Origin of the sequence: Streptomyces sp. NPDC015139 (genome assembly GCF_043079785.1) — a bacterium.
GTDB lineage: Bacteria > Actinomycetota > Actinomycetes > Streptomycetales > Streptomycetaceae > Streptomyces > Streptomyces albidocamelliae.
Map to the genome: position 1 here is coordinate 30,586 of NZ_JBIBUW010000010.1, position 14,578 is coordinate 45,163.

General features: G+C 72.6%; 16 protein-coding genes. 10 read left to right on the forward strand and 6 right to left on the reverse strand.

The features are described 5' to 3' along the window. Nucleotides 1-31 precede the first annotated feature (31 nt). Nucleotides 32-1,039 carry an ADP-ribosylglycohydrolase family protein gene (locus tag ACF08B_RS25545; RefSeq protein ID WP_392319564.1) on the forward strand — a complete coding sequence of 336 codons (1,008 nt, stop codon included), beginning with the start codon at nucleotides 32-34 and terminating at the stop codon, nucleotides 1,037-1,039. 4 nt (nucleotides 1,040-1,043) lie between these two features. After that, complete coding sequence (locus ACF08B_RS25550) at nucleotides 1,044-1,793, forward strand: DNA polymerase beta superfamily protein (protein WP_392319565.1); 750 nt, start codon at nucleotides 1,044-1,046, stop codon at nucleotides 1,791-1,793. On the opposite strand, the gene ACF08B_RS25555 is transcribed toward ACF08B_RS25550, so the two are convergent. After that, on the reverse strand, nucleotides 1,719-2,507 hold the full coding sequence (locus tag ACF08B_RS25555; protein WP_392319566.1) for a DNA polymerase beta superfamily protein: 789 nt from the start codon (nucleotides 2,505-2,507) through the stop codon (nucleotides 1,719-1,721). The two genes, ACF08B_RS25550 and ACF08B_RS25555, sit on opposite strands and share 75 nt — an antisense overlap. Before the next feature lie 22 nt (nucleotides 2,508-2,529). Further along, entirely contained in the window at nucleotides 2,530-2,994 is a 465-nt protein-coding gene (locus tag ACF08B_RS25560; protein WP_392319567.1) for a Rieske (2Fe-2S) protein, read from the reverse strand. A 158-nt stretch (nucleotides 2,995-3,152) separates the two neighbouring features. On the opposite strand from ACF08B_RS25560, the gene aroH reads away from it, so the two are divergent. From aroH to der, 5 genes are all read left to right on the forward strand, one after another. Next, the gene (aroH, locus tag ACF08B_RS25565) at nucleotides 3,153-3,515 is read left to right on the forward strand and encodes a chorismate mutase (RefSeq protein ID WP_392319568.1); all 363 of its coding nucleotides are present in this window, start codon (nucleotides 3,153-3,155) and stop codon (nucleotides 3,513-3,515) included. Beyond that, nucleotides 3,512-4,597: a prephenate dehydrogenase gene (locus tag ACF08B_RS25570; protein WP_392319569.1), complete on the forward strand. Its 1,086-nt coding sequence runs from the start codon at nucleotides 3,512-3,514 to the stop codon at nucleotides 4,595-4,597. Before aroH ends, ACF08B_RS25570 begins: the two co-directional genes overlap by 4 nt. Nucleotides 4,598-4,694: 97 nt before the next feature. Further along, entirely contained in the window at nucleotides 4,695-5,390 is a 696-nt protein-coding gene (cmk, locus tag ACF08B_RS25575; protein WP_392319570.1) for a (d)CMP kinase, read from the forward strand. A gap of 62 nt (nucleotides 5,391-5,452) precedes the next feature. Then, nucleotides 5,453-6,040 (forward strand): lysophospholipid acyltransferase family protein, encoded by a 588-nt coding sequence (locus ACF08B_RS25580; RefSeq protein ID WP_392319799.1) that lies wholly within the window; start codon nucleotides 5,453-5,455, stop codon nucleotides 6,038-6,040. 82 nt (nucleotides 6,041-6,122) lie between these two features. Beyond that, nucleotides 6,123-7,601 (forward strand): ribosome biogenesis GTPase Der, encoded by a 1,479-nt coding sequence (der, locus tag ACF08B_RS25585; RefSeq protein WP_392319571.1) that lies wholly within the window; start codon nucleotides 6,123-6,125, stop codon nucleotides 7,599-7,601. 72 nt (nucleotides 7,602-7,673) lie between these two features. Here der and ACF08B_RS25590 read toward each other — a convergent pair whose 3' ends face one another. Beyond that, nucleotides 7,674-8,081 (reverse strand): hypothetical protein, encoded by a 408-nt coding sequence (locus tag ACF08B_RS25590; RefSeq protein ID WP_392319572.1) that lies wholly within the window; start codon nucleotides 8,079-8,081, stop codon nucleotides 7,674-7,676. A 76-nt stretch (nucleotides 8,082-8,157) separates the two neighbouring features. Next, entirely contained in the window at nucleotides 8,158-8,949 is a 792-nt protein-coding gene (locus ACF08B_RS25595) for a hypothetical protein (RefSeq protein WP_392319573.1), read from the reverse strand. Between the two features lie 539 nt (nucleotides 8,950-9,488). On the opposite strand from ACF08B_RS25595, the gene ACF08B_RS25600 reads away from it, so the two are divergent. From ACF08B_RS25600 to ACF08B_RS25610, 3 genes are all read left to right on the forward strand, one after another. Next, nucleotides 9,489-10,181, forward strand: a complete 693-nt coding sequence (locus ACF08B_RS25600) for a transglycosylase family protein (protein ID WP_392319574.1) — start codon at nucleotides 9,489-9,491, stop codon at nucleotides 10,179-10,181. A gap of 74 nt (nucleotides 10,182-10,255) precedes the next feature. After that, a complete protein-coding gene (locus tag ACF08B_RS25605) occupies nucleotides 10,256-11,275 on the forward strand; it encodes a helix-turn-helix transcriptional regulator (RefSeq protein WP_392319575.1) in 1,020 nt (339 codons plus the stop codon). A gap of 311 nt (nucleotides 11,276-11,586) precedes the next feature. Further along, entirely contained in the window at nucleotides 11,587-11,802 is a 216-nt protein-coding gene (locus ACF08B_RS25610) for an I78 family peptidase inhibitor (protein ID WP_392319576.1), read from the forward strand. Between the two features lie 111 nt (nucleotides 11,803-11,913). Here the strand turns inward: ACF08B_RS25610 and ACF08B_RS25615 are convergent, their stop codons facing one another. Beyond that, nucleotides 11,914-12,936, reverse strand: a complete 1,023-nt coding sequence (locus ACF08B_RS25615; RefSeq protein ID WP_392319577.1) for a phosphatase PAP2 family protein — start codon at nucleotides 12,934-12,936, stop codon at nucleotides 11,914-11,916. Between the two features lie 237 nt (nucleotides 12,937-13,173). Continuing rightward, entirely contained in the window at nucleotides 13,174-14,541 is a 1,368-nt protein-coding gene (locus tag ACF08B_RS25620) for a mannosyltransferase family protein (protein ID WP_392319578.1), read from the reverse strand. Nucleotides 14,542-14,578: the final 37 nt, after the last annotated feature.

Below are 14,578 nucleotides of genomic sequence, written 5' to 3' on the forward strand. Positions count from 1 at the left end.
TTGTCACTGTGACGATAAAGGGGGACACTGTATGTCCAAGCAGCCGGCGACCGGTGCACTGATCGGCCTCGCCCTCGGGGACGCCCTGGGCTTCCCGACCGAATTCAACGACGTGCCCTCGATCCTCGCCAAGTGCGGGCCCTGGCGGGAGATGGAGCTGCCCGAGCGGGCCTTCGTGTCCGACGACACCCAGATGACCCTCGCCCTCGGGCGCGGACTGCGCACCGCCATGGAGCGCGGTCACCTGGCGCCCGAGCAGCTGGAGCGGCCGCTGCGCGAGGAGTTCGTGGGCTGGTACCACTCGCCGGAGAACAACCGCGCCCCCGGCCGCACCTGCCTGACCGCCTGCGACCTGCTGAACGACGAGAGCCGGCGCTGGCAGGACGCCAGCCAGATCGGTTCCAAGGGCTGCGGCGCCAACATGCGGGTCGCCCCCATCGGGCTGGCGCCCGGCCTCGGCGACGAACAGCGGTCCGGCGCGGCCCAGTTGCAGTCCGCGCTGACCCACGGCCACCCCACCGCGCTCGCCGCCTCCGACCTCACCGCACGCGCCGTCCACCTGCTCGCGCGGGGCGTGGACCCGGCCGGCCTGGTCGGGCGCCTGCGCTCCTACGCGCTGGAGAACCGGACCCGTTACGACCACACCTGGCTCGGCGACCTGTGGACCCGCTCCCAGGACCCCGGCCCCGAGCACTTCATCAGCCGCGGCTGGGACGAGTGCCTGGACATCCTCGACCGCCTCCAGGAGGCCGTGCGGACCGTCTCCCCGGAGACCGACCCGTGCCTGGCCACCGGAGAGGGCTGGATCGCCGAGGAGGCCCTCGCCACCGGACTGCTGTGCTTCCTGCTCTTCCCGGACGAGCCCGTCACCGCGCTGCGCCGGGCCGCCTGCTCCAAGGGGGACTCCGACTCCATCGCCTGCCTGACCGGTGCCTTCGCGGGCGCCTGGCTGGGCGCGGACGCCTGGCCCGCCGACTGGGCCGAGCGGATCGAGTACCGAGGCGACCTGTTGGCCCTGGGAACGCTCTGGGACGCTTAGGCCCATGATCGAAGACCTCGACATCGACCTCGCCCCCGTGGTCGCCGAACAGCGCGACCCGCTGCTGTTCGCGACCGTCTCCGGCGCCCACCTGTACGGCTTCCCCTCGCGGGACTCGGACGTGGACCTCCGGGGCGTCCATCTGCTGCCGACGGCCGACCTCGTCGGGCTGCGCGAGCCGGAGGAGACCCGCTCGCGGGCCTGGGTGCGGTTCGGTGTCGAGCTCGACCTCGTCACCCACGATCTGCGCAAGTTCGTCCGGCTGATGCTCCGCCGCAACGGGTACGTCCTGGAGCAGCTGCTCTCGCCGCTGGTCGTGCACACCTCGGACGCGCACCGGGAACTGGCCGCGCTCGTCCCGGGCGTCCTCACCGGCCACCACGCCCACCACTACCGGGGGTTCGCGGTGACCCAGTGGCGGCTGTTCGACAAGACCGCCGAACTCAAGCCGCTGCTCTACACGTTCCGGGTGCTGCTCACCGGCATCCACCTGATGCGCAGCGGCGAGGTCCAGGCCCACCTGCCCACGCTCCTCGGCCTGGTGGACGCCCCCGGGTATCTGCCCGAGCTGATAGCCGCCAAGGCCGAGCGCGAACACGGCACCGCGCGGGTCGACCACGCGCGGGTGGAGGCCGACGTGGAGCGGCTGCACGCCGTGCTCGACGAGGCCCAGTCGGCCTCAGTCCTGCCCGACGCGCCCACCGCGTACGACGCCCTGCACGACCTGGTGGTGCGGCTCCGCGTCGAGGGCTGAGGCGCGGCGCACGCGGTGGAGGAAGTCGGCCACCCGTGCGCGGTCCGGCTCCGGCGGCAGCGGGGTGCCCCGCTCGGCCTCCTCGGTCTCGGCCGCCAGCCGGACCATCCACCCCTCGACCTCCGCCCACGGCACCTCGCCGCGCTTCACCGCGAGCAGGAACTCCCGCCGGTCGCCGACGTCGATCCGCAGCTCCCCGGTGCGCAGCAGGTCGCGGGCGCTGATCAGCAGCCGCAGCAGGTGCATCGCGTGCTTCCAGCGCGGTGCGCCCGTGGCGCGGACGTCGGCGTCCAGCTTGCGCCGCTGGCCGAGCGCGTAGCGGGTGAAGGTGCCGTGGACCTGACGGGAGAGGAAGGCGCCGCGCAGGGACAGCAGCTCCCGGCCGGTGCCGTCCACGTGCTCGACCAGGGGCGAGTGCAGGCACTCCAGGATGTTCGGGTTGGCGCGCAGCGCCAGCTCGCAGAACCGCTCCAGCTCCCAGGAGAACTGCTCCTCGCCCGGACCCTCCACATGCGTCGGCGGCTTCTCGAACCGCCAGAACAGGGGGGTGGGGGCGAGGAACACACCCCGCCGGTCGGTGTCGCTGCCGTCCGTGGCCAGGCCGAAGGCCCGCGAACCCATGACACAGGCGTAGATCGTGTGGTCGCGCACCAACTGCACAGCGCTTCCGCCGCTCTCGGGGTTCGCGGGGCTCTTCGGGTTCTCGGACTGCATGCGCGGAGCGTACGCGGGGCCGTCACGTCAGGCGGATCGAATTTCCCTCCACCTTGATCGGCTTCTTCGGCAGCGGCTTCGTGGCCGGGCCGTGGGCCACCGAGCCGTCGGTGACGTGGAACCTGCTGCCGTGGCAGGGACAGTCGATCGTGCCGTCCGCCACCTTGGCCACCGTGCAGCCCTGGTGCGTGCAGATCGCCGAGAAGGCCTTGAACTCGCCCTTCTTCGGCTGGGTGACCACGACCTTCTGCTTCTTGAAGATCTTGCCGCCGCCCTGCGGGATGTCCGTGGTCTTCGCCAGCTCCTCCTGGGTGAAGGAGTCGGCGGCGGGGGAGGCGGACGCCGAGGACGTGGCCGGAGCGGGGGACGCCGAGGTGTCCGAGGCCGGAGAGCTCTTGTCGCTGTCGGCGCCGCATCCCACGCATCCCACGGCGAGCGCCGCCGCGCTCGTCGCCAGAACCGTGCGCCGCGTCGTGGGCTGGGTCATGTCACCACTCCGTACAGACGTTGGGGGCAGAAAGTGAAACCGGTACATACCGGGGCGTTCGCATCGTCTCAGTGATCGGGCGCCGCGCGCCCCGCCCGCGCGGGCTGACTACGCTGGACGGATCAGCACAGACACACCTGTCAGCGAGGAGCAGCGCCGTGGCGGTACGAGCGGTCCGGGGAGCCGTCCAACTCGAACGGGACGAGGCCGGACACATGGACGAGCGGGTCGGAGCCCTGCTCACCGCCGTCCTGGAGCGGAACGGGCTGACCGCCGACGACCTGATCAGCATCTGGTTCACGGCCACCCCCGACCTGCACAGCGACTTCCCGGCCGCCGCCGCACGCAAGCTCGGCATCGTCGACGTCCCGCTGATCTGCGCCCAGGAACTGGACATCGAGGGCGCCATGCCCCGCATCGTGCGGATCCTCGCGCACATCGAGTCGGACCGGCCCCGCGCCGAGATCGCCCACGTCTACCTCGGCGCCGCGGCCGCCCTGCGCAAGGACATCGCCCAGTGAGAACCGCACTCGTCATCGGAACGGGCCTCATCGGCACCTCCGCCGCCCTGGCGCTGGTCCAGCGCGGCGTCACGGTGCACCTCGCCGACCACGACCCGCAGCAGGCCCGTACGGCCGCCGCACTGGGCGCCGGCACCGACGAGGCCCCCGAGGGCCCGGTCGACCTGGCGATCGTCGCCGCCCCGCCCGCGCACGTGGCCGGGGTGCTCGCCGACGCCATGCGCCGGGGCGCGGCCCGCGGCTACCTGGACGTCGCCAGCGTCAAGGGCGGCCCGCGCCGCGAGCTGGAGGCACTGGGCCTGGACCTCACGGGCTACCTCGGCACCCACCCCATGTCCGGCCGGGAGAAGTCCGGCCCGCTGGCCGCCACCGGCGACCTCTTCGAGGGCCGGCCCTGGGTGCTCACCCCGACCCGGGACACCGACACCGAGGTGCTGAACCTCGCCCTGGAGCTGGTCTCCCACTGCCGGGCCGTCCCGGTCGTCATGGACGCCGACGCCCACGACCGCGCCGTAGCCCTCGTCTCCCACATGCCCCACCTGGTGTCCAGCATGGTCGCCGCCCGCCTGGAGCACGCCGAGGAAGCGGCCGTACGGCTGTGCGGGCAGGGCATCCGGGACGTGACGCGGATCGCCGCCTCCGACCCGCGCATGTGGATCGACATCCTGTCCGCGAACCCGGGCCCGGTCGCCGACCTGCTCTCCGACGTCGCCGCCGACCTGGACGAGACGGTGCGGGCCCTGCGCGCCCTGCAGTCCTCCGACGAGGACAAGCGGCGCGACGGCACGGCCGGCGTCGAGGACGTCCTGCGCCGCGGGAACGCGGGCCAGGTGCGGGTACCCGGAAAGCATGGCAGCGCGCCCCGGGTGTACGAGACCGTCGTCGTCCTCATCGACGACCAGCCCGGACAGCTGGCCCGCATCTTCGCGGACGCGGGACGGGCCGGGGTCAACGTCGAGGACGTGCGCATCGAGCACGCCACCGGTCAGCAGGCCGGCCTGATCCAGCTCATGGTCGAGCCGAAGGCGGCGGCGTCCCTGAAGGAGGCACTGCGCGAGCGGGGCTGGGCCCTGCGGCAGTGAGCCCGGTGAGGGCCCCTCGCGCGAGCCAGTAACCTTGTGCGGGGCGCCCTCGCGCTCCCACCCCGCCCACCACCCTTCACCAGGAAGGTGCCCTCCCGTGGAAAACGGCGCCGCCCCGACCGCCAAGCCCGTGATCGTCGCGATCGACGGCCCCTCCGGCACGGGCAAGTCGAGCACGTCGAAGGCCGTCGCCGCCCAGCTCGGCCTGAGCTACCTGGACACCGGCGCCCAGTACCGCGCCATCACCTGGTGGATGGTGAACAACGGCATCGACCTGGCGGACCCGGCCGCCATCGCCGACGTGGCCGGCAAGCCCGAGATCATCTCCGGCACCGACCCGTCCGCCCCGACCATCATGGTCGACGGCGTCGACGTGGCCGGCCCGATCCGCACCCAGGAGGTCACCTCCCAGGTGAGCGCGGTCAGCGCGGTGCCCGAGGTGCGCGCCCGGATCACCGAGCTCCAGCGCACCCTCGCCACCGGCGCGGAGAAGGGCATAGTGGTCGAGGGCCGGGACATCGGTACGACCGTCCTGCCGGACGCCGACCTGAAGATCTTCCTCACCGCCTCGGCGGAGGCCCGCGCGGCCCGCCGCAGCGGCGAGCTCAAGGGCGCCGACGTCCAGGCCACCCGGGAGGCCCTGATCAAGCGGGACGCGGCCGACTCCAGCCGCAAGACCTCGCCGCTCGCCAAGGCCGGCGACGCCGTCGAGGTGGACACCACCGAGCTCACCCTCGCCCAGGTCATCGAGTGCGTCGTCACCCTGGTCGAGGAGAAGCGGGCCGGAAAGTGACCGAGCCGTCCCTCCCCTCGGAGCGGGGCGCCGAGGTCGGGCGGCGTATCGGCGTCGGCCTGATGTACGGGCTGTGGAAGCCCCGGGTGCTCGGCGCCTGGAAGGTGCCCGCGACCGGCCCGGTGATCTTCGCGGTGAACCACTCGCACAACGTCGACGGCCCGATGGTCATGGGCGTGGCACCCCGGCCGACGCACTTCCTGATCAAGAAGGAGGCGTTCGTCGGCCCGCTGAACCCCTTCCTGACCGGGATCGGCCAGGTGAAGGTCGACCGCGCCTCCGCCGACCGCACCGCCATCGGCCGGGCCCTCGGCGTGCTGGAGGCCGGGGGAGTCCTGGGCATCTTCCCGGAGGGCACCCGCGGCACGGGCGACTTCGCCTCCCTGCGCGCCGGGCTCGCGTACTTCGCGGTCCGCAGCGGGGCGCCGGTCGTGCCCATCGCCGTACTGGGAAGCTCCGACAGGCGCGGACGGCTGATCAAGGGGCTCCCGCCCCTGCGGTCCCGCGTCGACGTCGTCTTCGGCGACCCCTTCGAGGCGGGCGACGGCAGCGGGCGGCGCACGCGCAAGGCCCTGGACGAGGCGACCGAGCGCATCCAGAAGCAGCTCACCGCGCACCTGGAAAACGCCAGGCGCCTGACCGGCCGCTAGGCGACACTTGAGTAGTGGATCAGCCGGGAGAAAACCGGACGATCCACCGACCACCACGAATGAACAACGAGGTACGGACTTCATGAACGACCAGAACCAGCCCGGCGGCTCGGCTGAGCACGAGTACGACCACGGGGCGCTCGGCGACGCCGAGTACGCGGAGTTCATGGAGCTCGCCGCGGAAGAGGGCTTCGACATCGAGGACGTCGAGGGCGCCATCGAGGCGGCGGGCCACGGCCCGCTGCCCGTGCTCGCCGTCGTCGGCCGCCCCAATGTCGGCAAGTCGACCCTGGTGAACCGGATCATCGGCCGCCGCGAGGCGGTCGTCGAGGACAAGCCGGGCGTCACCCGCGACCGCGTCACCTACGAGGCCGAGTGGTCCGGCCGCCGCTTCAAGGTCGTCGACACCGGCGGCTGGGAGCAGGACGTCCTCGGCATCGACGCCTCCGTGGCCGCGCAGGCCGAGTACGCGATCGAGGCCTCCGACGCCGTCGTCTTCGTCGTGGACGCCAAGGTCGGCGCGACCGACACCGACGAGGCCGTCGTACGGCTGCTGCGCAAGGCCGGCAAGCCGGTCGTGCTGTGCGCCAACAAGGTCGACGGCCTGAGCGGCGAGTCGGACGCGGCCTACCTGTGGTCCCTCGGCCTCGGCGAGCCGCACCCGGTCTCCGCCCTGCACGGCCGCGGCACCGGCGACATGCTGGACGCCGTCCTGGAGGCGCTGCCGGAGGCCCCGGCGCAGACCTTCGGCACGGCCGTCGGCGGTCCGCGCCGCATCGCCCTGATCGGCCGCCCGAACGTCGGCAAGTCCTCGCTGCTGAACAAGGTCGCCGGCGAGGAGCGGGTCGTCGTCAACGAGCTGGCGGGCACCACCCGCGACCCGGTCGACGAGCTGATCGAACTCGGCGGCACCACCTGGAAGTTCGTCGACACCGCCGGTATCCGCAAGCGCGTCCACCTCCAGCAGGGCGCCGACTACTACGCCTCCCTGCGCACGGCCGCCGCCGTGGAGAAGGCCGAGGTCGCCGTCATTCTGCTGGACGCCTCCGAGAACATCTCGGTGCAGGACCAGCGCATCGTCACCATGGCCGTCGAGGCCGGCCGTGCCGTGGTGCTCGCCTTCAACAAGTGGGACACCCTCGACGAGGAGCGCCGCTACTACCTGGAGCGGGAGATCGAGACCGAGCTGGGCCAGGTCGCCTGGGCCCCGCGCGTGAACGTGTCGGCCCACACCGGCCGCCACATGGAGAAGCTGGTCCCGGCGATCGAGGCCGCGCTCGCCGGCTGGGAGACCCGCGTGCCCACCGGCCGCCTCAACGCCTTCCTCGGCGAGCTCGTCTCGGCCCACCCGCACCCGGTCCGCGGCGGCAAGCAGCCCCGCATCCTGTTCGGCACGCAGGCCGGCACCAAGCCCCCGCGGTTCGTGCTCTTCGCCTCCGGCTTCATCGAGGCGGGCTACCGGCGCTTCATCGAGCGCCGGCTGCGCGAGGAGTTCGGCTTCGAGGGCACCCCGATCCATATCTCGGTCCGGGTGCGCGAGAAGCGCGGCAAGAAGAAGTAGCCCGCACGGCAGCGGCCGTACGGACGTGAAGGGCGGCCCCCGGAACACCGGGGGCCGCCCTTCGTTCGTCCGTCACGCGCCGCGGCGCGGCCCGGGCGGCAGCGGCAGGCCCGCCGGGACGTAGTGCATCCCGGTGTCCTGCTGCCGCCCGAGGGTGCCGACGCGCTGCCACTGCGACTGCTGCCGGGCGCTGTACGCCCCGGCGCTGTAGGCGCTGTAGGAGCTGCTGAACGACCCCGCCCGGTGGCCGCCGAGCGACCCGGCACCGTCCGGGATGTCCCCGAAGGCGCTGAACCTGAGCTCCTCCTCGCCGCTGCGGTCGCCCGGCAGCGTACGGAAGGCCTTGACCCACTCCGCGTAGAGCGAGTCGTAGATCGGCGTGGCCGACGGCCCGCCGGCGCCCTCCCGCGCCGCCCGGGCGGACGGGACGGAGGCGAAGGAGGACCGGCGAGGAGGAGGGGGGGTGTCGTATGCGTGCACGTATGTCCAAACGACGGCGCCCGCAAAGGGATGCGGTTGTCCGGCCCGCCTTCGGGGGCGCGGGGCCGCGCCGGACTCAGGTGCCGGCGAGCGGCAGCGCCGCCGCGACCAGCTTCCCGTTCACGGCGGCCTTGTCCAGCGCGTCCCGCAGCAGGTCCTCCCGCGGCTGCCGCCCGATCGAGCCCACCGGCGCCGCGAACATGAGCACCTGATGGTGCTTGTTCGCCGCCGCCCGCCAGCTGTCGGTCACCTGGAGCGGCTGGTGCGCCTGCCACCAGGCCACCGGCTGGCCCCCGTTCGGGCCGGGCTGGAGCACCGCGTGCAGCTGGCCCACGGCGAGCAGGCACGACCAGCCGTGCAGCACCGGCGGCACCGAGGCCAGCGCGGTCACCGGCATGAAGCCCTGCTCGATGAGGAGCGGGAGGAAGTCGTCACCCGCGCCGGTGCTGCCCGGGCGCACGATCGGCGAGGTCGGCTCCACCACGAGCGCGGGGTGCAACTCGCCGTCGAGCAGGACGAGTCCGCTGGTCACACCCAGCACCGCCTGCTGGGGCGTGGCGCCGTGCGGCTCGGCGCCGGCGAAGTCGGCACCGGAGCCGCCGATCGAACGGACGGCGCCCTGCAGCTGCTCCTCGGTGACCTGGACCACCTGCGAGGGCAGACAGCCCGCGTGGGCGAAGGCGAGGACGGCGGTCTCGTCGCCGATGAACAGGACGGTGCTGGTGCGCTCCTGCTCGGAGTCGCCCGGGGTGCGACAGGACGTGCAGTCGTAACTGCCCGGGGCGTTCTCTCCGGCGAGCAGCCGGTCGGCTTCTTCGTCGCCGATCTCGGCGCGTACGGCGTCACTGACGTCGAGCATGCGCGGCACGGGTGGCTCCCTCGGATGCGGTGCTGGGTCGGCCGGGTGGCTCCCGGCCGATGAGCCCCGGGGTTCCGGGCTCATGAAGAAGACAACGGACGTCCTGTGGTGGGGGTCACGCCCCGCGGGAAACCGGTTCGAACCTTCCACCGCACTGGGTCACCTTTCGTGCGGAACCGGCCACTCACCGTCAACTAGGCGCCACGTCAAGGAACTTGAACGGGTGAAGTGGGTCACAGATCGCCTGAACAGTTGGTCGACAAATCACGAAATCCACGGACGAACTGGGTGGCCGAAAATCGCCGATACTTGCGGTAACCAGCAACTGGCCTCGCACGACGGGGAGTTGGTTGATTCCGGCCGCTGTACCTCCCTACATTCCTCCGCCGTGTGCAACGAGCACCGCTCGGGTTCGTCCGCCACCCGGCACCGGCAGAGCACGATCGCCGGCACCGGGGGCGCGGACGGGGCGGGCGCGGGGGACCGTGGTGATCCGCGGGAAGACGCGCTCCGCCCGGGGGAGCCCGGGTTCGTGGAGAGGGAAATACATGTCCGAGTGTGCCGATACCACCCGCAGCACCGCCCGTGACGACAGCGCCCGCAAGGGCCGTACGACGGCCGCGCTCGCCGGAGCCGCCCTGCTGGCCCCGCTGGGCCTGCTGGCCGCGACCGGCAACGCCGCAGCGGCGGACAACGGAGTGTGGGACCGCATCGCCCAGTGCGAGAGCGGCGGCAACTGGCACATCAACACCGGCAACGGCTACTACGGCGGGCTCCAGTTCTCCGCCGGCACCTGGCGCGCGTACGGCGGCTCCGCCTACGCCCCGACGGCCGACCAGGCCTCCAGGAGCGCCCAGATCGCCGTCGCCACCAAGGTCCAGCAGGCCCAGGGCTGGGGCGCCTGGCCGGTCTGCTCGGCCCGGGCGGGAGCGTCCGGCGCGGCACCGGCGGCGGCCTCCACCGGGTCCGCGGGCGGAACCGCCTCGAAGGGCGTGACGACGAAGTCCGCCCCGGCGAGGTCGGCCCCCGCGAAGTCCGCCCCGGCGAAGACGCAGGACCGTCCGGCGGCGCAGACGGGCCGCAGCGCGTCCCGCGGCGACCACGTCGTCCGCCAGGGCGACACCCTGAGCACCATCGCGGCCACCCACGGCACCACCTGGCAGCGGATCTACGCCGCCAACAAGGCCGTCATCGGCGGGGATCCGAACCTGATCGTGCCCGGTCAGCGCCTGGACCTCTGAGCACACGCGGGCCCGGGCAGCCGCTGTTCCGACGAGGACAGCGGCTGTCCGCGTCCGCTGGCAGACTCGGCCCCATGTTGGAGACCTCGGCACGGCTGCTGCGTCTGCTCTCGCTGCTCCAGGCCCACCGTGAGTGGTCCGGACCCGAACTCGCCGAACGGCTGGGCGTCACCCCGCGCACCGTCCGCCGGGACGTGGACCGGCTGCGCGAGCTGGGCTACCCGGTCAACGCCAGCCCCGGCAGCGGCGGCGGCTACCAGCTCGGCGCGGGCGCCGAACTGCCGCCGCTGCTGCTGGACGACGACGAGGCCGTCGCCGTGGCCGTGGGTCTGCGCACCGCCGCGGCACAGGGCATCGAGGGCATCGGCGAGACCTCCGTACGCGCCCTCGCCAAGCTGGAGCAGGTGCTGCCGAACCGGCTGCGCCGCCGGGTGAGCGCCCTGAACGCCTTCACGGTGCCGATGCTGCGCGGCGGCCCGCCGCTCTCCCCGGTCGACCCGGGCCTGCTCACCGAACTCGCCCATCTGTGCCGGGACGCCGAGCGGCTGCGCTTCGACTACGAGAGCCACGAGGGCACCGCGAGCCGCCGTACCGTCGAACCGCACCGGCTGGTGTGCACCGAGCGGCGCTGGTACCTGGTCGCCTGGGACGTCGACCGGGCGGACTGGCGGACCTTCCGCGTCGACCGCATCACCACCAGGCCGCCGCACGGGCCGCGCTTCCCCCCGCGCGAACCGCCCGCCGAGGACCTCGCCGCCTATGTGTCCAGGGGCGTCTCCACGGGCGCGTACGCCACGCACTCCACGGTCCGGCTGCTGGTGCCGCTGCACGAGGCCGCCGAGCGGGTCTCGCCGTCCGCGGGGACGCTGGAGCCCGACGGGCAGGAGGCGTGCCTCCTGCGCAGCGGTGCCGCGAGCCTGGAGGTGATGGTCGTCCACATCATGATGCTGGGCCTGCCGTTCGAGGTGCTGGAGCCCGCCGAGCTGACGGACGCGGTCAGGAGGATTCGCGACCGGCTCGACGAGGCGCTGGCCCGGGTCGCGGAACCCGGGCCGCGCCCTCCGGGTGGTCGGGGGCGAACGCCGGCGCCGTAGCCCGGGGCGTACCGCGCTCGTGTGCGGAAACGGTGAAATTCCTATGCCGCGTCAGCTGCGGTGACGCGCCCGCGGATTGTCGGGACAATCGTGCCCGGGGCCGCCGCGATGCGCGCGGAGGCGCTTTCCGGTCAGGAAATTCGGAGCGGCGTCGCGACACGCGTGAATTCTGTTCGATTACCCCGGTAAGCGGTACGGAAACCCCCGTACGTGTGACGGAGTTCGAGCAGAACCGGCCCCCGGTGCTGTGACAGAAGCGTGACGGAGTGGGGACGCTTCTCCTACTCGGGCGTGCCGACTAGCCTGGCGGCATGGCACCGATTCCCACTCCGCCGGCGGAGCACCAGGACAGCCCGGACGGGTACGTCGGCCTCGACGCCCCGGACGCCGAGCGGCTCGCTCGGCAGCGGGGGTGGTCGACGGTACGGTCGTTGCCGCCGGGCGCGATCATCACCATGGAGTACCGGGCCGGGCGGCTGAACTTCGAGGTCAGGGACGGTCTGGTGGCCCGTGCCTGGAAGGGCTGACTCCGGCCCCCGCTACGTGTGCACGGCGAAGGCCCCGGCCCCGGGAGGGGGACGGGGCCTTCGCCGTGGCGCGGGCTGGTCGTGCGTACCGGACCCGCCGCCCGTGTGCCGTCAGCCGCCCGTCAGGGGGCGGGCCGGCTGGGACGTACCGCGCGGGTGGCGGTCGGCGTGCGGCGGCCGGCGGCTGCCCACCGGGGTGACCGGGGTGCGCTCCGAACGGGCCGTGTGCGGTCCCGGGGCCAGGTGCACCGGGCCGCGGGAGGCGCGCGTCGAGGAGACGGGCTCGCGCACCGACGGGTTGTCGGCCGGCACACCGCGCGGTGTGAGCGCCACCGGCGTGACCGGGACGAGCGGTTCGGTGGCGGGCCGGCTGCGGCGGGCGCGCCAACGGTCGCGCAGGGCGAAGAGGGCGGTCTCGACCTTGGTGATCAGCGGCTCGCACCAGGGCAGGGCGAGCAGGATCAGCAGGCCGGCGGCCCAGCCCAGCAGGACGTCGCTCAGCCAGTGCGTACCGAGGTAGACGGTGGTGAGGCCGACGCCGAGCGACGTGACCGCCGACAGTGCGGACAGCCAGCGCCGGGCTCGGGGGCTGGAGGCCAGATACGCCAGGATGCCCCAGGTCACCACCGCGTTGGCGGTGTGGCCGCTGGGAAATATATCGCCGCCCAGGCCCATCTCGTTCGAGCCGATGGTGGTCGCGTAGTGCGGACCGAGCCGCCCCATGCCGAGCTTGGCGGCGCCGACCGTGATGTTCAGCAGCAGCAGTGAGGCGGCCAGGGTCAGCAGCGGGCGGAGGGTGTGCTGCCGCCAGGAGCGCCAGCCGAGCCAGGCCGCGACCATCACGGCGGTGGGGCCGCGCTGACCGAGCACCACGTAGTAGTCGAGGAAAGCGTGGATCTGCGGCCACTGCTGGTAGGGCCGGAAGAACATGACCTGCCAGTCCAGCCGGACCAGCCACGAGCTGATCACGACGGCCCACACGATCGCGAGGTAGAAAGCCAGGGTCGCGGTGAACAGAACGACCCGGTGCCGGCTCATCCTCGGCACATCGATGTGGGCCGGTCGTTCCGGCTCACGGTCCAGTCTGGCGAACACCCGGTCCAGACGCCGGGTGAGGTTTCGTTCGGTACGCACCCAATCGACGTTACAGCGAGTGAGCTGTGTTCCCGGTCGAAACAGGGGCTTTGTGATGACGATGTGATGTGGGAAACGTCTCAAGGGCGGTCCGAATTCACGGGATTCCGCAATCCCGTGGGGGCGCTCCCTTCAATTCCTTTGATCATGCCGGGTGTTGTTTATATGGCGCTTATGAATGCGTTAACCCGGACCTGGGGCGGAATTCTCCGGGACGTCATCGTCCGGTGGAGTGGATCACGGCGGGCCGGAGCCGTTCAGCCAGAACGCCCCGTAGACCGCCGAAGCGACCGCCAACCCCGCCGTGACCAGGGTCGATCGGGAGGTGCGGAGCCGGGCCAGGGCGCAGGCGAGCGGCAGCAGCACCGGAAAGGCCGGCAGCAGCAGCCGGGGCTTGGAGCCGAAGTAACTGGACGCGCACAGGGCGAGCGCGAGCACGACACCGGTGTACACCAGGAGTTCGACGGGCTGACGCGCGCGGACACCGTTGACGTACAGCCAGATCAGCAGGGCCACACCGATGATCAGGCCGGCGCCGGCGAGGGCGGACGGAAATGACGTGAACTTGTCGGCCACGAATCGGGCGAACGCGTACCCGCCGTCGAACCCGTTGCGCCATCCGGCCTGGACGTCCAGGTATCCGAGCGGGCCCCGGCCGGTGTGCCGGCCCACCCAGAGGACGTACCCCGCGGCACCGAGCGGGGCGAGCGCCATGCCCAGCGCGCGGCGCGTGGGGGAGGGGCGCGGAGCGGTCTGTACGCCGGGGGCGGGCGAGGGGGCCCGTGTGACGGCTGGGGTGTTTGCGGCGCTTGAGTCAGAAGTGGGCGAAGAGGCGGCATTTGTGTGGGGGGCTTGTGGCGTTCCCTGCGCGCCGTCTGTTATCTGATCGCGCCCCGCGTGTGCGCTCCGCTCCTGCGCCGAGGCGTGTTCGGCGTCACGCGCGCCGTGCGAGTCGCCCGTGCTTCGGTCTCGCACGAAGGAGAGCACCCCCGCGACCCACACCGCCGCGACCACCGCCACGCCCACCGGCCGGGTCAGCCCGGCGAACGCCGCCAGCAGACCCGCGCCGACCCAACGCCCGGTCAGCAGCGCGTACAGCGACCAGGCCGCCAACGCCGTGAACAGGGACTCGCTGTACGCCATCGACTGCACGATCCCGACCGGCAGCACCGCCCACAGCAGCACCGCGCAGACCCCGGCCCGCCGCCCGTGCACCAGGTCGGCGACGGCGAAGATCCCGGCCGCCGCGGCCAGCGAGGAGAGCAGGGCGACGACGAGGCCCGCGTCCGCGTACGACACCGGGGCGACCGCGTGCAGCAGCCGCTCCAGCCACGGCAGCAGCGGGAAGAACGCGAGGTTGGAGTGGACGTCGCCGTTCGGCAGCCGCACCTCGTAGCCGTACCCCAGCTCGGCGACCCGCGTGTACCAGAGCGAGTCCCAGCGCGCGGTGAGCAAGGTGGACGCGCTCTTGCCGCGCGCGGCGCTCCACACCGCCAGCGCGAGCAGCCCCAGGGCGCGGACCGCCGCATAGCCCAGGAGGGCGGGCGCCGCCCGGCGCAGAAGGGGGGCGTGGGCCGGTGCCACGCGCGTCTCAAGGTCGGTCACGGGCTCGATTATCGACGGGCGGGGGAACCGGACGGTT